The 19,965-nt window shown below is 63.3% G+C and carries 10 protein-coding genes; 1 reads left to right on the forward strand and 9 read right to left on the reverse strand.

Annotated elements, in window-relative coordinates; all coding sequences use genetic code 11:
* Window positions 1-18 precede the first annotated feature (18 nt).
* From VVR12_RS03730 to VVR12_RS03740, 3 genes are all read right to left on the reverse strand, one after another.
* Window positions 19-1,251, reverse strand: a complete 1,233-nt coding sequence (locus VVR12_RS03730) for an alkaline phosphatase family protein (RefSeq protein ID WP_368549798.1) — start codon at window positions 1,249-1,251, stop codon at window positions 19-21.
* Between the two features lie 4 nt (window positions 1,252-1,255).
* Window positions 1,256-1,843 carry a DUF5998 family protein gene (locus VVR12_RS03735; RefSeq protein ID WP_368549800.1) on the reverse strand — a complete coding sequence of 196 codons (588 nt, stop codon included), beginning with the start codon at window positions 1,841-1,843 and terminating at the stop codon, window positions 1,256-1,258.
* Between the two features lie 78 nt (window positions 1,844-1,921).
* Entirely contained in the window at window positions 1,922-4,639 is a 2,718-nt protein-coding gene (locus VVR12_RS03740; protein WP_368549802.1) for a GNAT family N-acetyltransferase, read from the reverse strand.
* Window positions 4,640-4,877: 238 nt separating this feature from the next.
* Here VVR12_RS03740 and VVR12_RS03745 point away from each other — a divergent pair, with 238 nt between their 5' ends.
* The gene (locus tag VVR12_RS03745) at window positions 4,878-7,499 is read left to right on the forward strand and encodes a DNA topoisomerase (ATP-hydrolyzing) subunit A (RefSeq protein WP_368549804.1); all 2,622 of its coding nucleotides are present in this window, start codon (window positions 4,878-4,880) and stop codon (window positions 7,497-7,499) included.
* A gap of 123 nt (window positions 7,500-7,622) precedes the next feature.
* Here VVR12_RS03745 and cydC read toward each other — a convergent pair whose 3' ends face one another.
* The 6 genes from cydC to VVR12_RS03775 form a co-directional block, all read right to left on the reverse strand.
* Window positions 7,623-11,246 (reverse strand): thiol reductant ABC exporter subunit CydC, encoded by a 3,624-nt coding sequence (gene cydC / locus VVR12_RS03750; RefSeq protein WP_368549806.1) that lies wholly within the window; start codon window positions 11,244-11,246, stop codon window positions 7,623-7,625.
* Between the two features lie 124 nt (window positions 11,247-11,370).
* Window positions 11,371-12,453: a cytochrome d ubiquinol oxidase subunit II gene (gene cydB, locus VVR12_RS03755; RefSeq protein WP_368549808.1), complete on the reverse strand. Its 1,083-nt coding sequence runs from the start codon at window positions 12,451-12,453 to the stop codon at window positions 11,371-11,373.
* 19 nt (window positions 12,454-12,472) lie between these two features.
* Window positions 12,473-14,047 (reverse strand): cytochrome ubiquinol oxidase subunit I, encoded by a 1,575-nt coding sequence (locus tag VVR12_RS03760; RefSeq protein ID WP_368549810.1) that lies wholly within the window; start codon window positions 14,045-14,047, stop codon window positions 12,473-12,475.
* Between the two features lie 438 nt (window positions 14,048-14,485).
* A complete protein-coding gene (locus VVR12_RS03765; protein WP_368549812.1) occupies window positions 14,486-16,591 on the reverse strand; it encodes a type IIA DNA topoisomerase subunit B in 2,106 nt (701 codons plus the stop codon).
* 205 nt (window positions 16,592-16,796) lie between these two features.
* Complete coding sequence (locus tag VVR12_RS03770; RefSeq protein WP_368549814.1) at window positions 16,797-18,197, reverse strand: RNA polymerase sigma factor; 1,401 nt, start codon at window positions 18,195-18,197, stop codon at window positions 16,797-16,799.
* A gap of 280 nt (window positions 18,198-18,477) precedes the next feature.
* On the reverse strand, window positions 18,478-19,953 hold the full coding sequence (locus VVR12_RS03775; protein ID WP_368549815.1) for a hypothetical protein: 1,476 nt from the start codon (window positions 19,951-19,953) through the stop codon (window positions 18,478-18,480).
* Window positions 19,954-19,965 lie beyond the last annotated feature (12 nt).

Genomic DNA, 19,965 nt, shown 5'->3' on the forward strand with positions numbered 1-19,965 from the left:
TCTCGGCGAGGCCCCCCTTTAGCCGGTGGGAAGCAACAGCAAGGGTACGGTAGTTTCCGCACTGGTCAGCGAGCCGTGCTGCCCCACCATATTCATCGCGTGCGGTTTGAAATGGCGCATATCGTAGAGGGCGATGTCTTCGCGGCAGGCCACGATGACGTCCCCGATGCGGCAACGCGCCTCGTCGGTGACCGTCGAGCCGAAGTATCCATACTCGTAGAGATCCTCGGAGTCGATGACCCAGGCGCGATCGCCCCAAGCCTGCGACCACGCCTCTAAAGTCGCGCGCTTGCCGGCCGCCGAGGAGTCCTTGAGGTAAAGCTGAACCATGCGCGGCTCCCCCGCGGTGAGCTCCACATTGCCCAGCAACGTCTCATCGTTCGAGTAATCAAACCGGTTCTCACGGGGGATGTCGACCATCCCGTGATCCGCGGTCAACAGGATCAACACGTGCGGCGGCAGACGATCGGCCAGCCGCTTCATCGCCATGTTCAGTTCTTCGAGTTGCTCGAGCCAGCGCTGGGAGTCGACCCCGTAGCGATGCCCCGCCTGATCGATCTCACCCCAGTACAGATAAACCAGCGAGGGTTTACGGGCGGAGAGGATGCTGGCGGCCAGCGTCACGCGAGCCGCAGGAGACTGCGCATGAATGAAACGGCCACCGCGCAGACCCGCCTCGCTCAAACCCGTGCCTTGATATTTGCTCAGCGAGACCGTCGCGACGTCGCACTGCCCCTCCCAGCGTTCAAACACCGTGCGGCGGGGTTGCCACTGCCTGGGGTCAACATCCGCCGGCCACCCCGAGAGCTGATTCATCACCGTGTTGTTCTCGGGATTGCGCACCTCGTACCCGGCCACACCGTGGGTGCCCGGGGCCATGGCCGTACCAAAGGAGGTCAGCGAGGCCGCGGTGGTCGAGGGAACCGCCGAGTGCAGGGGGCCCAGCGAGGGGGCATTCTTGAGGTAGGGCGCATAGGAGCCGTAGCGGCGCAGGAGCTCTTCGCCCAGGCCGTCCACCATCACGACGCAAACGCTGCGATAGGTGGCGGGATCGTGACCGGCTGCCCGCACGAGTTGGGCGATCTCCAGTCGGTCGTGACGGCCAGGGCCCCACACCGGGTGGGGTTCCGGGGTCAGCGACCCCTGAGCCACCAGGGTGGCCGCCGATTCGAACAGATCCGCCACGTTATTCTTGCCGTACCCCGGCGCGGCGGGCAGGGGGTGACCGGCATAATCGAATACCTCGCTCATCGACTTACTCCCCCGAGTGCAAACCCAGTTGCACGGCACGCAGCGCACGGGCGAAGGCCCGGGCCTCCTGCACTAGGTCGGCGCCGTCGGCGGTCGAGCTGATGCGCAACACGACGTCCTCGCGGGGTGCCACCCCGGTGTACCCGTGATCGGCCGAACACGTGGGGTCGGGGCAGTCTGCCGGTTGCAAGTCGAGTCGTAAACCGCCCGTCCACGAAATCACCAGGGAGATCTCGGACGGGGTGGAATCCGGCGTGTAGTCCTGCGGTTGCGGGTAGGAGTAATTCAGCTGCATCGAGGTGATCGCCGAGACGGGGAGGGTCTCCACGTTCACGTGGGCGACGACCGCTTCCCCGGCTTCGTCCAATTGGCTGTCGTCGAGGTGAGCCACGAGCAGGAACTTTTCGGCCAGCGCCAACACGGTGATGTGGCGGTGAATCTCACCGTTGTCGAAATGCGTCTCTAGTTGCACCAGGTGCGCCGAAGGGGTCAACCCCACCAACCCGTCGTGGACGGCGTCCTTGACTAGCTCGGGGTAGAAACCCAGCCGGTCGATCGCTTCGGCCAGCACCGCACCCGTGTCACCGCTCATCGAACACACCCTTTTCAATACAGATTGGAAAATCTTGGTCAAATGTCCATTGTAGTGCCGGGCAGCGTACCCCAGGTACTAGGAGGCGGTGCTCATGGTGCGGCGCGCTGAATCGGTGCGTTGTTGCGGGTTGCCGATAGCGATGCGGGCGTTGGCCACGGTGAGTTGCTGTGGGGAGATGATGATCGGCGCCAGCTGCACCGAGGAGATCTCGGGGTGGTTGTCCTTCAACAGCGACAGGCGCTGGGTGAGGTCTTTGAGCAGATCCACGCGCACCTCTCCCAGTTGTTCGTTTTCACCCCACAGACGCTGTGCGGCCTTGGGCGCCTTGATGAGGTGGTCAACGTCGTGTTGGGTCAGCGGCGGAATGCGGTGGGCCCAGTCACCCAGCAGAGCGGTGGCATCGCCGCTCATGCCGAAGGAAATCACCGGCCCCAGCAACGGGTCTTCGATGCCGCGCAAGATCGCGGCCTGACCTGCCGGGGCCTGTTTCTGCACGGCGATGCGTTCACCACCGAAATCCCGAACGGTCTTCATCAACGAGGCAAACTCTTGGTCGAGTTGCTCGGGCGTCTCGACGTTCAGGCGGGTTCCACCCAGGTCCAGGCGGCGGGCTAAGAACTCGTCGGTGGATTTGAGCACTACAGGGTATCCCCCGAGTTCCTCGGCGACCTCGCGAGCCTGGGAGACATCGGTGACCACGCGGGAGGGCAAAATGTCGATTCCGTAGTGGGCCAGGATCGCATGGGTGTCTTCGACGCTGAGGGTCAGCAGGTCTTCACCCTGCACCTCGTGCAGGCGGTCGGACAAGAGGGCGGCGACCTCCTTCGGGGCCACCGCGGAGGGGCGCACGAATTCGGTCTGTTCCGCTTTCCGCCACTGCACATACTCAATAACCTTGGCGAGCGCGTCCACGGCGGCGGCCGGTGAGTGATAGCACGGCAATTCTCCGTCTTCGGCGGTGAACAGGCCGTCCATGGCGGCCGCCTTGTCGATGATGCCGGGGAAGATCGCCAGAACGGGTTTATCGGAGGTTTGCGCGGCGGCCAGAAGGTCTGCGGCGATCTGGTGAGGGTCGGCCCCGCCCTCGGTCAAGAAGATACCGATGAGCACGTCGATGTCGGAGGATTCGACGGTAGCCGTGAAGACTTCGCGTAGCAGGTGGAGGGCATCGTCACCGGTGGTCTCGAGGGTGTCTTTGAACTTGATCTCCAGCCCATTGGTGACGGCACGGTCGGAGACCATCTGGGCCAGGGCTGCCGCGTTGGAAATGACGGCCACGCGACGGCCGGTGGGCAACGGCATCGCCTGGAGCAGCTGCGCGATATCGAGCACCTGGTCGGAGTTGACTGCGCTGATCACGCCGCACTGGGTGAACATAGCGTCGAGGGCCTCGGTGGGTGCAATGGAGGTGCGTCCGGCGTGCCCGGGTGGCAACTGGAGTCCGGTGAAGGTGTTGCGGGTGACGATCACCGGTTTCGTGCGGGAGAGTCGGCGGGCGATGCGGCTGAACTTGCGGGGGTTGCCGATAGATTCCAGGAACAGAGCGCAGACGTGGGTATTCTCGTCGTCTTCCCAGTACTGCATGAGGTCGTTGCCCGAGACATCTGCACGGTTGCCCGCCGAGACCAGCGAAGACACTCCGAGGTTTCGCCGGGTGGCGCTGTGCGAGAAGATCTCTCCGATGGCCGCGGACTGGCTGAACAGACCGAGGGTGCCTGGCCGGGGGTCGCGGTCGGTCAGGGTGATGTCGAGATTGACCTCGGGATCATTGTTGAGCACCCCGAAGGAGGCCGGGCCGATAATGCGCATGCCGAATCCGCGTGCGGCGCGGACCAGGGCGCGTTGGCGAGCGCGACCACGGACACCGTCTTCGGCGTATCCGTCGGTGAGGATCAGCGCCCCGCGCACGCCGGCGCGGCCGCAGGCGTCGACGGCGGAGGCGACTTCGTCGACGGCCACGGTGATGACGGCCAAGTCCACCGGCCCGGGAACGTCGGTGATCGAGTCCACGATGGTGGCGGTTTCAGCGTGATCGGTTTCGGGGCAGACGCCGAAGAGCTCACCGCGGTAACCGCCCTCCACGATGTTGGCCAGGGCGGGTGCGCCGTGCCGCGACCACGTGGCGGGGCTGCCGATCACGGCGACCCGCTCGGGGCTCAACAGCTCGGCGATCGACTTCGACTCGGCGCGGTGTTCGCGGGTCTCCATCACCTCGCGCGAACGGTCGGTGGGGTCGATGTCGAAATCCACTTGCACGAAGCCGTCCTCGAAATCGCGGGAGATCTCGTAACCGGCATCGGCGAAGACGTTGAGCATCCCGCGGTTAGCGGGCAGCACCTCGGCGGAGAACCGTTCGATACCACGTTCCAGGGCAGCCGCCGCGAGGTGTTCCAATAGGATCGAGCCGATACCGCGACCCTGGTGGTGGTCGGAGATCAGAAAGGCGACCTCGGCCACGGTGGATTGGGGCACCCTGTCGTATCGGCCGATGCCGATCATCTCGTCGCCGAGGAAGAGCACCAGCGCCACGCGGTTGGCGTGGTCCACGGTCGTGAAGTGTTTGAGTTCTTTTTCGCTGAGCGTCGGTTTGGGGGCGAAGAATCGCAGGTAAATGGAGCGCTCTGACTGCCCGGCATACATGGTGTTCAAGGCCGCGGCGTCGGTGGGGATGACCGGACGCAGGTGGGCGGTCGCGCCGTCTCGCAGCACGACGTCCGCCTCCCAGTGGGCGGGGTAGGCCAGGGCGATCTCACCCGTTCTGAGACGGTCGGCTGGTTCGGATGTCTTCGGCATAGTTTCCCCCAGGTGCTCTGCGGTGTTGGTTTCATACCAGATTACCCGAGTATGGCGTAGATTACATCGCTCGGGGTCCCTCCACCCCACCCGGCGGGCATCGTCCCCGTGAAACTCGGCCGTGTGAGGGCGGGGCGGGTAGAATGTTCAGGTGCCGTCGCGCGTCCGTATCCACCGTTCGTTTCGCAAACCAGCATCCGCCGGCTCCCTTGCCGCTAGCTAATTCCCCGAGGTAACCATGGCCCGAAAGTCAAAGTCTCTGCACGACGACTACCCCACCGACGTCGTCGAAAATATCGTCGATATCGACGTCTCCCACGAGATGGAGACCAGCTTCCTCGAATACTCCTACTCGGTCATCTACTCCCGCGCCCTGCCCGACGCACGCGACGGCCTCAAGCCCGTGCAGCGTCGCATCCTCTACATGATGCAACAGATGGGGTTGCGCCCCGATAAAGGCCACGTGAAGTCAGCACGCGTGGTCGGTGAAGTGATGGGTAAGCTGCACCCGCATGGCGACTCCGCGATCTACGACGCCATGGTGCGCCTGGCCCAGCCTTTCGCCATGCGCATGCCTCTGGTCGACGGCCACGGCAACTTCGGGTCTCTGGACGACGGCCCTGCCGCCTCCCGCTACACCGAGGCGCGTATGGACGCCGCGGCCACCGCACTGACCGCCGATCTCGACGAAGACGTCGTGGACTTCGTCCCGAACTACGACAACCAGTTCACCCAGCCGGCCGTACTTCCGGCGGCCTTCCCCAACTTGCTCGTCAACGGCTCCTCGGGCATCGCGGTGGGCATGGCCACCAATATGCCCCCGCACAACCTGCGCGAGGTCATCGCCGGCGCCCGCCACCTGATTGACCACCCCGATGCCTCGCTCAAAGACATCATGGGGTTCATCCCCGGCCCCGACCTGCCCTCCGGGGGCACGATCGTGGGCCTATCGGGCATCAAAGACGCCTACGCCAACGGCCGAGGGATCTTCAAGACCCGCGCCAAGGCCTCGATCGAGCAGGTGTCTGCCCGCAAACAGGGCATCGTCTTCACTGAGCTCCCGTATATGGTCGGCCCCGAGAAAGTCATCGAGAAGATCAAGGACGGCGTGACCAAGAAAAAGCTCGTCGGCATCTCCGACGTGCAAGATCTCACCGACCGCAAGAACGGCCTGCGTCTGGTGGTCGAGGTCAAGAACGGGTTCAACCCGCAGGCGGTGTTGGCCTCCCTGTACAAGTACACCCCGCTGGAAGACTCCTACGGCATCAACAACGTGGCTCTCGTCGACGGACAGCCGCAGACGCTAGGGTTGCTCGATCTGTTGCGGGTTTACCTGGCGCATCGCATCGACGTGGTGCGCCGGCGCACCGAGTTCCGTTTGGGCAAGCGCAGCGACCGTTTGCACCTGGTCGAGGGTCTGCTGATCGCGATCGTTGATATCGACGAGGTCATCCAGATCATCCGCTCCTCCGACGAAACCGCGCAGGCCCGGGAACGCCTCATGGCGGTCTTCGACCTGACCGAGGTGCAGGCCAACCACATTCTCGAATTGCGCCTGCGCCAGTTGACCAAGTACTCGCGGATCGAGCTGGAACGCGAACAGGCAGAGCTTGAGGCGGAGATCGCCGAGCTACAGGCCATCCTCGCCGACGAAGCGAAACTCAATGCGCTGGTCTCCGAAGAGCTCCAGGCGGTCGCCGATCGCTACGGCACCGATCGTCGCACCAAGCTGACGAACAAAGACGACCTCAAGGACGCCGCGCTCGCCGTGGCCGCAACCGACAAGAAGTCCTCCAAGGGGCTGGGTCTGGCGCTGGAAATCGCCGACGATCCCTGCTGGGTGTTGTTGAGCACCTCGGGGCTGGTTGGCCGCACAGTCGGCTCCCCCGGTTCGCGCACCCCGTTGGTCGACCCCGGCAAACGCATCAAGCACGACGCCCTGACCTCCATCGTTGCAGCCACCGCGCGCGGGGAGATCGGAGCGGTGACCTCCGCCGGCCGCATGGTCCGCCTAAACGTGATGGATCTGGCGGTGCTCGACGACGTCAAGGGCACCCCGCAGCTGGGATCCGGTGTGAAGGCCAGCGAGGTCATCTCACTAAACCGTAACGAGACCCTCGTGGGCCTGGCCCCCATCAACGAGGTGATCGCGTTGGCGACCGAAGCCGGTGTGGTCAAACGAGTGAACCCCGATTACCCGCTCAACGCCGAAGACTGGGAGGTCATCAAGCTCAAGGGTAAGGACCGCGTTGTGGCGGTTGCCGCCTGCCCCACCAACGATTTCGCGCTGAGCTTCGTGACCGCGTCCGGCAAGCTGTTGACCTTCGATGCGGCGAAGGTGCGCCCGCAGGGTCGTACCGGTGGCGGCGTGGCCGGTATCAAATTGGCCGAGGGTGATCGCGTGATCGGTTTCGGTGCCACCGCCGCTGGATCCGAGGCGGTCGTGGTGACCGTGACGGACGCCGGTGCTGAGGATGCCGCTTCGGTCAAGGTCTCCCCGCTGAGCGTCTTCCCGCCGAAGGGACGCGCCACCGCCGGCGTGCGCGCACACCGGTTCCTCTCCGGTCAGACGCATCTGACGCTCGCTTTCGTGGGCGAGGGCCCCGCCAAGGCGGCGTCCCCGGCAGGCGTGGCGCGCTCTTTGCCCACCGAGTTTGCCGCCCGCGACGATTCGGGGGTTCCGGTGAACCAGGCGATCGCGGCGATCGGCCCCGCATACTCAGTCACCGAACCGCGCAACACTGCGGAATCTGCGGCAACCGATCAGCAGGCGGTAGATCATCAGGAAGCAGAGGAGCCTCAGGCCGCTGACCGCCAGAAGTCTGCAGAGTCGGAGTCGCTACCCGACGCCCTCTTCTAAAACACCTCAGGCCCCGCCTCCCTTCCCCGCATTGCGGGAGATGGACGGCGGGGCCTGATGTTTCTCGAATACCTGGTGCGTCTCGGACACCAAGCGCGTCTCGGAAACGTGGGTTGCTGGGTACTACCCCAGACGCACGACGTCGTCGCAGGCGGCGATGTCTTCGGGGCGGTGCGAGACCAACACGACCGCAGGGCGCTGTTCGCCGTCGCCGTGGGTCGACTTCGTTCCGCGAGCCACCTCCGCGATCAGATCCCGCGCGGCCTGAGCATCGAGATGGGCCGTGGGTTCGTCCATGAGCAAGAGGGTGGACTCGGTGAGTAAGGTTCGCGCGATTGCGATGCGTTGACGTTGCCCGCCCGAAACGAACGAACCACCTGCGCCCACCGGCGTATCCAGACCGCGCGGTAGCGAGCGCACGAAGTCGCCCAGGCCCACGCGGTCTAGAACGTGCATCATCTGCTCCGCCGAGGGCCGGTGCTCGGCGTCGGCGGCGATGGCCAGGTTGTTAGCGATGGAGGATTCGAAGATATACGAGGATTGCGGGCACCAGGCCGCGTAACCGCGCAGTTCTTCGGCACTGAGCCGATGGCCGTTGACGGAAATGTGGCCCTGCTCCGCAGGTAGGAATCCCAGGAGGGTGGCCAGCACCGTGGTCTTGCCCGAACCGGAGGGGCCGGTGATACCCAGCCAGGTGCCGGAGGAGACCGAGGCGTTGAGTCCGGTGAAAACCGGTTCCTTCATGCCGGGCCAACGGGTCGCAACGTCCTCGATACGCAGAGTAATCGGCGGGGCAAGTTCAGCACGGTGCAGTGCGGCGCGCTCGGGGGTTTCTTCGCGTGCCTGTTCGGAGGTGCGCACGAGCGGCGCCATGCGGGCAACCAGCTCTGCCAGGGCGGGCCAGCCGCGGACGGCCTGGATATGGGCGGCGCTGGTCTCAAACAGCGCGGTGCACATGAGCACCACCACGGCCACGGACGGCGCGGTGAGCTCCCCGTGGCGCACGGCCGTCCAGTTCAGGGCGATGGTCGCCAGGGCGACGGCCCACCAGGTCACGGTGGTCAGGGCGTTTCCGAATCCGATGGCGCGGGCACCGGCCAGTTGCGACTCGACATTGCGTTCGTCGTGATGGGCGAAGGCGGTGGCGGTCAGGTCTGCCAGGCCGTTGGCGTGGAGGTCGCGGGCGGCGTCCAGCGAACCCACGCCCAAGCGCAGCATCTCGGAGGTCGATTCGCGCGCGATCGCGTCGGCGCGGTGGTCGGTGTAGCGCACCAGCGCAGGGATCACGAAGGTACTAAGCAGAACACCGGCTGTCACGGTAATGAGCGCCCGCGGCGCGGCGAAGGCGGTCACGACCAGCGCGAGGATCATCACCACCACGTGTGAGGCTACGGGCAGGATCACCCGCGGGAGCCGGTCGCGCAACTCGTCGATGTCTCCGACGAGCCGGTCGAGGATCTTGTCACCGCGCAACAGCGAGCGGATGGAGAGCACGGTACGCCCGGCGGAGTTCCAGGCGTTGAGCCGCAGGTTATTGGTAGCTCGTAGCACGGCATCGTGGGTGCGCAGCCGTTCCAGGTAACGCAACGCGGCCCGACCCAGGCCGAAGAAGCGGACGCCGGTGACGGCCACCAACAGGTACATCATGGCCGGTTGCTCGGCGGCGCGCACGATCAACCATCCGGAGAGTGCGGTCAGCGCGATGGCGAACGTTGCCGCCAAGATTGAACAGAGCACCGGTAGCACTGCGTGACGCGGTTTCAGCCCGGTGAGTTTCCCGAGGTAACGCAGGGTCTGCGGCACCGAGTAGCGCACCGGTTGAGGGTTGGAAGCCGCCCGGGGCGTCTCGAGCAATTGCTCGTCGAGAGGTTTCTCCATGACCTCTTCCTTGAGCCGGTTGAGGTCCCAGCCGGTCGCCCCGCCGGTGGTCTGGGACCAGGAGGTGGCCTTACCCTGGGTGTCGGTCTCGGCGGTGAGAACATAATCGGTACGTTCAGCCAGGGCGGGATCGTGAGTGACGATCAACAGGGTGGCACCGGTGGCGGCCAGCGTCGCCAACGAGGCGTGGACGCGTGTGGCGGCCGCGGCGTCCAGGTGTGCAGTGGGCTCGTCCACGAGAACGGTGACCCGCTGACCTACCTTCTCGAGGGCATCCACCCGGGCCAGGGTGCGCGCAATACCCAGTCGGCGCATCTGACCCGCCGAGAGGGATTCCGGTGCCAGGTCGGCGAAGTTCTCCAGGCCCACGATCCGCAAATAACCCAGGTACTTTTCGCGGCCGCGCTGCGAGAGCGACATGGGGCCAGTCTGGCTCATGAGGTTCAGGGCGGCGTCAAGATCTTTCTCATGGTTGACCTGCGCGGGGAAGCCGTAGAGAGCTACCTCATTGAGCACGGAGGAGGCGAGGAACGTGGGTGACTGGCTGACCCACACGGTCTCCCCAGTGCCGCTGATGGAACCGGAGACCCGCATCGGTTCGCGGTATCCGGTGGGCACCACGGAGTCGGCCACTGCCCCGGAGAGCGCGCTCAGCAGGGTGGATTTGCCACAACCGGAGGGGCCCATGATGGCCGTGGTCGACCCGGCGGGCACCGAGAAGCTGAGGCGGTCTAACACGGTGCCGCGTCCGGGATAGCTGACGGTCAGGTCGGTAACGCGCAGGGCATCACCCTCGGGTTCTACTAGCGACGCCGGCTCGGGGGTGTCGATGATGCGCTGGGCCTCGTGCAGGGAGGCCACGCCGTCTTCGGACTGGTGATAGGCAGCCCCGACGTCGCGGAGCGGCTGATAACATTCGGGGGCCAAGAGCAATGCCAGGAGCGCGACGTCCAGCCCCATCTGTCCATTGACTAAACGCACGCCAATCAGCACCGCGATCACCGCGATGGAGATGGTGGTGATGAGCTCTAGCCAGAAGGAAGACAGAAAAGCGGAGCGGAGCGTCTTCATGGTGGTGGCACGATAACGCTCCCCCAGCTGCCCCAGCGCCTGGGACTGCGCCCGGGCCCGTCCCAGGCCGATCAGAACGGGAAGCCCCTTGACCAGCTCGACGATGTGGTCGGCCAGGCGCAAGAGTTCGCGATGCGCCGCCGCGGTGTCTTCGCGCGTGGTTTTGCCGATGAGGACCATGAACAGGGGAATCAACGGCAAGGTGAGCACGAGCACCAGCGCGCTAACCCAGTCGTGCAACCCCACATAGACCACGAGCATCACCGGGACCACAGCAGATGAAACGATAGAGGTGAGGGTTTTGGTGTAATAATCATCCAGCGCGTCCAGGCCGCGCGCGATCAACACGGCCGTCGCGCCCGTGCCCTCGGGGGTGTCGATTCCGCCGGTCGCCAACACGCGGTCGACGACCCGGGCACGAATGCTGGATTTGGCACCGCTGGCTGCTCGCTGAGCGAAATAGTTCAAGGCCCACTCGGCCCCAGCGCGAACAACGATTGCAATCAAGCCGACCATCAGCAGAGTCTTTACCCCCGGGTGCATGCCCAGCGTCGCTGCCCACAGGCCATCGACCTTGGCCTGCGCGTTCCCGGCGAAGATCGCCAGTTGTTCGGCGCGGGCGGAATCGAAAACCTGCCGGGCGTGCAGGGCCTGAAAGGTCAGGCGGGCGAGGAACGTCAACGCGGTGGCGAGAACGGAGGAGAAAACGATGAGCGCCAGCGTTTTGATCACGGTCAAGATCGCGAAGATCGCGAGGTTCCTGGCGGCGTTCGGGCCTAGCGGTGGACGTTGAGCCATAGTCAGTGGGGTCTCTTTCGGGTGCGGTGCTGGGGAGTGTCTCATGAATTCTACTGAGAAAACCTCAAGATTCTATGAAAACATGAACACCCACCCCAGCCACCGCACCCGAGACCCTGCGGGGTTAGTTGCTACGGTGAGAACCACCTCTCGAGGCCCGCGCCAGCTCGGCGGGGTCGTGTGCCTCGGGTAGATGGTCCACCGACAGCCTGCGAGCGAACTGTTTATAGCTCCAGGCCTGGTACCCAATGATCAGCGGCAACATGATCACGGTCATCCACGTCATGATCTTCAGTGTGTACGGGGAACTCGCTGAATGGGCGACCGTCAAGCTGTTCGCCGCGTCCAGGGTGGAGGGGAACACGTTGGGGAACAGCGCGGTGAAGATCGACAGCGCCCCGAACGCCACAAAGAGGCTGGTGCCGGCGAAGGCGATCCCCTCACGTTCCCGGCGGGCGGCGAAGAACGCGGTCACGATGGCAAGCACGGCAGCCACCATCAATACAACGCTCAGCACTCCGGCCGAAACCCCCTTGAACTGCATCGCGATCACCCAGACCACACAGGGCAACACGGCCCACGGCAGGTGCGCCACCAGTCGCCGGCGGGCCCGTCGGCGCACTTCACCCTCGGTCTTCAATGCCACGAAGGCCAAGCCCTGGATATAGGAGAACAACGCGATCGCCGCCCCGCCGATGTAGGTGAAGGGGTTGGCGGCCCAGGCGAACGCAGACTCGACATTGCCCGCCGCATTGATAGGCATGCCGGTGGAGGTCACACCCAGCAGCGCGCCGATCAAGAAGGCAATGCCGAAAGACGATGCGGCGATGCCGCGATTCCATAACCGGATCCACCCCGGGTCAGCCTTCTTCCCGCGGTAGTCGATGGCCACCACGCGCACGATCAACGCCACCAAGATCAGGGTGAGCGGGATGTAGAGCGCAGAGAACAGAGAAGCGTACCAGAGCGGAAAAGCGGCGAAGGTGGCGGCACCGGCGGTGATCAGCCATACTTCGTTGCCGTCCCAGACCGGACCGATCGTATTCAGTAGTAGCCTCCGCTCCTTCTCGTCGCGGCTGAAGATGCGGGACATCATCATGCCTACGCCCAGATCGAAACCGTCCAGGATCAGGTAACCGATCCAGAAAATTCCGATAAAAACGAACCAAACGGTGGGCAAAAGCGGTTGCTCAGCAAAGATGTTCATGGTCTTCTCTCCCCTGCCTTTAGTATGCGAACGCGAGAACGTCGCGGTCGTTGTCGGAGTGGGAATCGGGGGTAGTCTCCTCCACGAGTTCGGGCATGGCGGCAACAATTCCAGACCGCACATACTTACTCAACAGGTGCACTTCCACGACCGCCAAAACTCCGTAGAGCACCGTGAAGGTGGTCAACGAGAACAGGTAGGTGCCGGCCGATACCTCGGGTGAGACGCCCGCGGCGGTAAAGAGCAAAACCGAGGTATCACCCTGAAAATTGGGGGCCACCACGAAGGGTTGACGGCCCAGCTCGGTGAAGATCCACCCGGCGGCGTTGCCGATGAAGGGGAAAGACAACGCAGCCACATGGAGGTTCTTCTGCCAAGCCGGTGCCGGCACCGTCCCCACACCCTTCTTCCGAGTCACCCAGAGCGCGTGCACCGCGGCCAGCGCCGAGAGGCCGCCGAAGGTGAACATCCCGCGGAAGCCGTAGTAGGTGACCTCGAAGATCGGGGTGTAGTCGATCTCCTGCCCTGCCAGCTCGCCGAAACGGGACGCATCGTTCGGGTAGTGGGTGCCAAACTGGTCCTGATACTGCTTCAACAGCGTTTCTACACCGGGCACCGGTTGGGTGAAGTTCTCATAGGCCAAGAACGAGAGCAGCCCGGGCACCTCGATCACGGTGTTGAGGTGGTCGCAGCTCTGTGAGGCGGGCGCGGTGGAGAGCGAAAACAGCGAGAAGGACGTGCCGTCCTCGCAGGCGGCCTCGGCGGCCGCCATTTTCATCGGCTGCTGTTCGATCATCAGCTGGGCCTGGGCGTGGCCGGTGAAGGCGGTGCCGATGAATCCGATCAGGGCGATGACCGCGCCGAATCGCAGTGAGTAGCGCCAGGCATGAAAGTCTTCGGCGTCGCGAACTCCCTCGGCGCGCTCGCCGACCACCACGCGTCCGTTCTCCACGGTGTCGATGCCGTCGTGGCGGCGCTTCCAGAGGTGCCACCACGAAATACCCACGAGAAAGGCGCCGCCCACCAGCAGTGCTCCGGTAAGCACGTGCGGGACGGTGATGAGAGCGGTGATGTTGGTCAACACCGCCACGATGTCGGTCATGCGCGGGCGCCCGTCGACCATCTCTACCCCCACGGGGTGCTGCATCCAGGAGTTGGCGACCAAGATGAAGTACGCGGAGATCCACGAGCCGGCCACGGCGATGGTGATGGTCAGGGCGTGGATCTTTGGCTTGAGCTTACCCCAGCCGAAGATCCATAGACCGATGAAGGTCGATTCGAAGAAGAAGGCGAAAAGCCCCTCCATGGCCAGAGGTGCGCCGAACACGTCCCCCACGAATCGCGAGTATTCGCTCCAGGCCATGCCGAACTGGAATTCCTGCACGATTCCGGTCGCCACGCCCATGGCAAAGTTGATGAGGTAGAGCTTCCCCCAGAACTTGGTGAGACGTTTATAGCGCTCCTGCCCGGTACGGGCGTATTTCCAGTGGAAATACGCGACGAGCGGGCCCAAACCGAGGGTGAGAGGCACCATGAAGAAGTGGTACACGGTGGTGATGCCAAACTGCCACCGAGCAAGAGTTAACGGGTCCACGGCTGATCCAATCAGGGTTGCGAGAAAGTCGTGCACCTCGCTGCGATGCCCTCCACGGGTGCGAGGTCAGAGTTAGATTAACCGCTGAAAATGAGAGCAGAGTTAATGTCTTGCTGACCCCGTCACACCGCGCGTTTTTGTCTATTGACAAGGCTAAAAAGGTGTCTTTCACACTATCTCGGCGGGTACCCACGGGGGTTTCTGCACACGAAAGCGCGCCGTTTTGCCGTTTTCCCTAGTGACCTCATGGAGGGTTTTCTCAGACGGTTTTCGGGCCTTCTCGCGGATCTTCACGCCTCAACCCAGGGGGCTTGCAGATACCTTCGGACGCCTCCCGGCGGCCGTGAGCTACGCCGCAGTCAAGCCCTGGAACAGAGGAGCAGAGCGCGCCGCGAATATGATTATTAACACTTCGGGCGTGCTCTGCGTCGAGTCGGTTTAGACGTCGATCTGAGCCTCGGTGACCTGGTGCGCACCGTTGATGATGAACTCCTTGCGAGGGGCCACCTCCGAACCCATCAACAGTGAAAACGCACGTTCGGCCGCTTCGGCGTCCTCAATGCGGACTCGCCGCAGTACGCGATGGGCAGGGTCCATCGTGGTCTCGGCCAGCTGATCGGCGTCCATTTCGCCCAGGCCCTTATAGCGCTGGATGGGTTCCTTGTAGTTCTTGCCTTCGGCTTCCAACCGACCCAGCAGCTCTGCCAGTTCACGCTCCGAGTAGGTGTAGACCATCTCGTTCTCGCGTCCCCGATGTACAACCTCCACGCGATGCAGCGGCGGCACCGCCGCATAGACGTGCCCGGCCTCCACCATGGGCCGCATATATCGGTAGAAGAGCGTCAGCAACAGCGTGCGAATGTGCGCGCCGTCCACATCCGCGTCAGTCATCATGATGATCTTGGAGTAGCGCAGGGCCGCCAGGTCAAAGGTGCGCCCCGACCCCGCCCCGATCACCTGGATGATGGCCGCGCACTCCGCGTTGGCCAGCATGTCGGTCAGTGAGGCCTTCTGCACGTTGAGGATCTTGCCGCGAATCGGCAACAGCGCCTGGTACGTGGAGGAACGCGCCAAGCGGGCGGTGCCCAGGGCTGAATCACCCTCGACGATAAACAGCTCCGAACGCTCCACATTATCGGAGCGGCAGTCCACCAGCTTGGCCGGCATCGAGCTGGTTTCCAGGGCGGTCTTACGGCGTTGCGTTTCTTTGTGGACGCGGGCCGAGATGCGCGACTTCATCTCGGCGACGACCTTCTCACTCAGCGAGGCAGCCTGCTGTTTATCAGCCCGAGCCGTGGCCTTGAGCTTCTTCTCCAGCTGTTGCGAGACAACCTTCGACACGATTTGCCGCACCGCGGGGGTACCGAGAATCTCCTTGGTCTGCCCCTCGAATTGCGGCTCCGCCAGGCGAACTGTCAGCACGGCGGTGAGACCCGCCAGCACGTCGTCCTTCTCGATCTTTTCGTTATCGCGAACCTTCAGTTTGCGCGCGTTGGCGGTGATGTGTTTACGGAAGCTCTTGAGCAGACCATGTTCGAACCCAGACACGTGGGTTCCGCCCTTGGGTGTGGCAATGATGTTCACGAAGGAGCGCACGCTGGTTTCGTACCCAATACCCCAGCGCAACGCAATGTCCACCTCGCACTCGCGCTCAACCTCTTTCAGCTGCGAGTGCCCTTTCTCGTCGAGAACGGGAACGGTCTCGGTGAAAGTCTCTCGGCCCTGGAAACGCCAGATGTCGGTCACCGAAGAATCGTGCGCCAGGTACTCGACGAACTCGGAGATACCGCCATCGTGGTGGAAGACCTCCTCGTGGGTCTCGAACTCACCGGGAGTGCCAGGCTTGCGACGCTCGTCTCGAATCGCGATGCGCAACCCCGGGATGAGGAAGGAGGTCTGTCGAGCCCGCTGCGCCAGGTTCTCATAACTGAAAGTGGCATCGGGTGTAAAGATCTGCGGGTCGGCCCAGTACCGCACCCGGGTACCGGTCACCCCGCGCTTGGCCTTGCCAGCGATCACCAGGGCATCATTAGGTTTCTTGGACTCGCTAAAGGGCGCGTCTGGCTTGGGCGTTCTGCCGTCCTCGAAGATGCCGGGGATGCCGTGGCGGAAGCTCATCTGATAGGTCTTGCCGCCCCGGTCTACTTGCACATCGAGACGCGAAGAGAGCGCGTTGACCACGGACGCGCCGACGCCGTGTAGACCGCCCGAGGCGGAGTAGGAGCCGCCGCCGAACTTACCGCCGGCGTGCAGCTTCGTGTAGACCACCTCGATACCAGACAGGCCGGTGCGCGGTTCGATATCGGTCGGCACGCCGCGGCCGTCGTCGCGCACCTCCACCGAGCCGTCCTTGTGCAGAACGATCTCGATGGACTGCCCGTATCCGGCCAAAGCCTCGTCCACCGAGTTGTCGATGATTTCCCACAAGCAATGCATGAGCCCGCGCGAGTCGGTGGAGCCGATGTACATACCCGGACGCTTGCGAACGGCTTCTAGCCCCTCCAGCACTGAGAGGTTACGAGCGGTGTAGTTTGAAGCTGGCACGGGGCTACTCCCTGGGATTCGAGATGGGTATGCCCCACTATTTTAAGGGCATATCGGGCTCTGGCGGGAAAACATTGACCCGCGAAGCGTTGGCGAGACAGCACCGAGAGCAGGTGCAACGGCAGAACCGACGCTCCCCCAGGTGTCAAAGAGGAACGTCGGCTCAAGGATCACCCGGCGCTCGCAGCGGCCGGATTATCTGCGTTTAGTCGAGGTAGTCGCGCAAGACCTGCGAACGAGAGGGATGGCGCAGCTTCGACATGGTCTTGGACTCGATCTGGCGGATGCGCTCGCGCGTCACACCGTAGACCTTGCCGATCTCGTCGAGGGTCTTCGGCTGACCGTCGGTCATGCCGAAGCGCATGGCCACCACGCCAGCTTCACGCTCAGAGAGGGTATCTAATACCGAGTGCAGCTGTTCCTGCAACAAGGTGAAGGAGACCGCGTCGGCGGGAACGACCGCCTCGGAGTCTTCAATCAGGTCGCCGAATTCAGAGTCACCGTCTTCGCCCAGCGGGGTGTGCAGGGAGATCGGTTCACGACCGTACTTTTGCACCTCAATGACCTTCTCCGGGGTCATGTCGAGTTCCTTGGCCAGCTCCTCCGGGGTAGGTTCACGGCCGAGGTCCTGCAACATCTGGCGCTGCACACGGGCCAGCTTGTTGATGACCTCCACCATGTGAACCGGGATGCGGATGGTGCGGGCCTGGTCGGCCATAGCGCGGGTGATGGCCTGACGAATCCACCAGGTAGCGTAGGTCGAGAACTTGAAGCCCTTGGAGTAGTCGAACTTCTCAACGGCGCGGATCAGGCCGAGGTTACCTTCCTGGATAAGGTCCAAGAAGAGCATGCCGCGGCCGGTGTAACGCTTGGCCAGCGAGACCACCAGACGCAGGTTAGCCTCGAGCAGGTGGTTCTTCGCGCGGCGGCCGTCGTGGATCACCCAGCGCAGTTCCTTCTTCAACTCGCGGTCCATGTCGGGGTTTTCCTTGAGCTTGTGCTCGGCGTAGAGACCGGCCTCGATACGCATGGCGAGGTCGACCTCCTGCTCTGCATTCAGCAGCGAGACCTTACCGATCTGCTTGAGGTAGTCCTTGACGGGGTCCGCGGTAGCACCGGGGGTCACCACGCGGATGGCCGGCGCATCGTCGTCGTCGTTAGAGGTCAGCACGAAGCCGTTACGCTTGGCGGCTACTTCCTCAGACTGCTTCTTCTCTTCCTTTTTGGCAGTCTCTTCCTCGTTATCCTCGTCGAGCTCTTCGACCTCTTCTAGCTCGGCGTCGGTATCGAGAACGTCTTCGTGGTCATTAACAGCGTCGACGTCTTCTTCCTCGAGCTCGTTCTCCAGCTTCTCCTCGGCCTTGGTGGCCTTCTTGCGCGTAGAGGGCTTGGTCTTAGACGCCGTCTTGGTAGCGGTCGCCGACTTTTTGGTGGTGCGAGACTTAGCCGTGGTTCCGGTCTTCTTCTTGGCCTCGGTGGTTTCTTCGCTGGCCTTGGCAGTCTTCGTCGCGGCCTTGGTGCGTGCGGAAGGCTTCTTCTTTGCCGTAGTAGTTTTAGTCTCGGTAGCTTCGCTATCCGATGCCTTCTTACGTGCAGCAGGTGACACAGAGTACCTTTCATCGTTTTCAACAGACCGGCTCACCGCGGTGACATCCGGTCAAAACACCTAAGACCCTGTCAAGTCTGCTCTTTGAAGCGGGGATGCCGACTTGAAAGGGAGTCCATCACTGTCAACAGCTGACACAGGCGCAATATTCCGCGTGTCACCGATTTTCTCCGGGTGCAGACCTACGGGGTCAGTATTCAAGTATGGCAGAGCCTGAGGTGGTTTGGAGACCACGACCCTCCGCGAGTCGCCGTGAGAAGGGTTTCAGATACTCTCGAACTTAGCGACCTTCGAGCTTCCACGACCGATGTCGCCCATGTTGCGCCGGCTCCCCCACCCACCGGGGCAACGCCGCAGACTCTAGGATCAGCTGAAGTGGAGACGGTTCCACGCGCAGTAGCTCCTCACACGCCTCGAGCTGAGCGGAGGCGTCCGAACTACTCCCCTTCAGCCAACCAATCCAGGCGCGCATGAGCATTAACCGCTGCGCGGGCAACCCATGGCACATACTAGCCAACACAGCCGCCGTGTAATCCAGCAGCGAGACCCGGTTCCATTCCGGGGCCCGAGTCGTCCGCCCCGTCAACAACGTGCCGAAGAGCTCTGAGGCCGCTTCCGCTTTGTCAGGAGAAATCTCATCGAAGGAAATTTCTTCGCCGTGAAGCCGGCGCACGCAATCTGCCAGTTGACCGGATTCGGCCGTGGATAACGGCAACATGAGCCCCGCCCCCTCGGTGCGCGGCAGCCCCGATTCACGGTGGACGTTGGCCATGAGGTGTTGGGCGTCTTCCAGAGAGGCCGCGGCGGCAAACATGACGAACTGGCTTGACCCGGCCGAGGTCAGGGTTGCCGCCATAAACCCGGCCACCGGGGCCGGTATCGCCTGGCGGACGGCGTCGGCGTATTGGGCGTGGGATAGTTCGCGAGTCTCAGACTCCGGCAGACGCAGGAGCGACTCTTCAATCACTTCCAGCGCGGTGGACCACAGCGTGGTTTCGGCAAATTTTTGCCCCAGGTAATCCTCGGCGTAGGCGGCACCGTCTGTGGCTAGGGTTTGATCGTAATGCTCGAACCACATGCGGGCTTCCTCACCCCACGCCTGGGTATGTTCTTCGTCTGCTGTCGCCTGAGGGTTGAAGGCGTGCAAGGTGCGCCCCTCTTCTTCCCCACCGGCTACCACGGAACCGTTCATGAGCAGCTCCAGATAGACCGGGCTCTTCAATACATCTTCGACAAAACCGTCGAAGAGATAAGCACACGTCTCCTCAATTGCTGTCCACCGGCAGGTCTGGCTAACGAAGTAGAGGTCGGCCAAGGCAAGCCCTGTTCGATCTACTGCCCTCCGCACCACCTCAATCCATACCCGGGCGCGTTGGGCTTGCTCGGCCTCGCTTCCGACCTCCGCCATGGTCGGCGTGGCATCGCCGCATCCCGTCAATTGAGCGGCTCGTTGCGCCCCGGCGTGGCCGAAGACGATGCAAAAGATCCGATCGATCGGCTCGCCGGGAGCGATCTGCGCGGGGAGGAGCTCTAAGTATCGGGTCAATGCCTCTTCGGCGTCAGCTACATCGACCTCGAGCACGTCGTCGGTGCCCACGCGCACGATTGGGCCGACCTGCCGGGCGGAGCAACTGACGAGGACGACCGAGTTCTCGGGCCAGTACCCGAGATTGTGGACGGTGACCGCGAGGACGTCGGTGGCGTTGCGAGCGGGGTTGTTCAGGGGCTGTGGGTGAGAGTTCTTGATGCAATCCATGCATCTAGCGTG

Origin of the sequence: Rothia sp. LK2588 (genome assembly GCF_040946465.1) — a bacterium.
Taxonomy (GTDB): Bacteria; Actinomycetota; Actinomycetes; order Actinomycetales; family Micrococcaceae; genus Rothia.

Bases quoted from the DNA above. Each gene is read 5' to 3' on its own strand.
- VVR12_RS03730 (WP_368549798.1), bottom strand. From the start codon at position 1,251: ATGAGCGAGGTATTCGATTATGCCGGTCACCCCCTGCCCGCCGCGCCG.
- VVR12_RS03735 (WP_368549800.1), bottom strand. From the start codon at position 1,843: ATGAGCGGTGACACGGGTGCGGTGCTGGCCGAAGCGATCGACCGGCTG.
- VVR12_RS03740 (WP_368549802.1), bottom strand. From the start codon at position 4,639: ATGCCGAAGACATCCGAACCAGCCGACCGTCTCAGAACGGGTGAGATC.
- VVR12_RS03745 (WP_368549804.1), top strand. From the start codon at position 4,878: ATGGCCCGAAAGTCAAAGTCTCTGCACGACGACTACCCCACCGACGTC.
- cydC (WP_368549806.1), bottom strand. From the start codon at position 11,246: ATGGCTCAACGTCCACCGCTAGGCCCGAACGCCGCCAGGAACCTCGCG.
- cydB (WP_368549808.1), bottom strand. From the start codon at position 12,453: ATGAACATCTTTGCTGAGCAACCGCTTTTGCCCACCGTTTGGTTCGTT.
- VVR12_RS03775 (WP_368549815.1), bottom strand. From the start codon at position 19,953: ATGGATTGCATCAAGAACTCTCACCCACAGCCCCTGAACAACCCCGCT.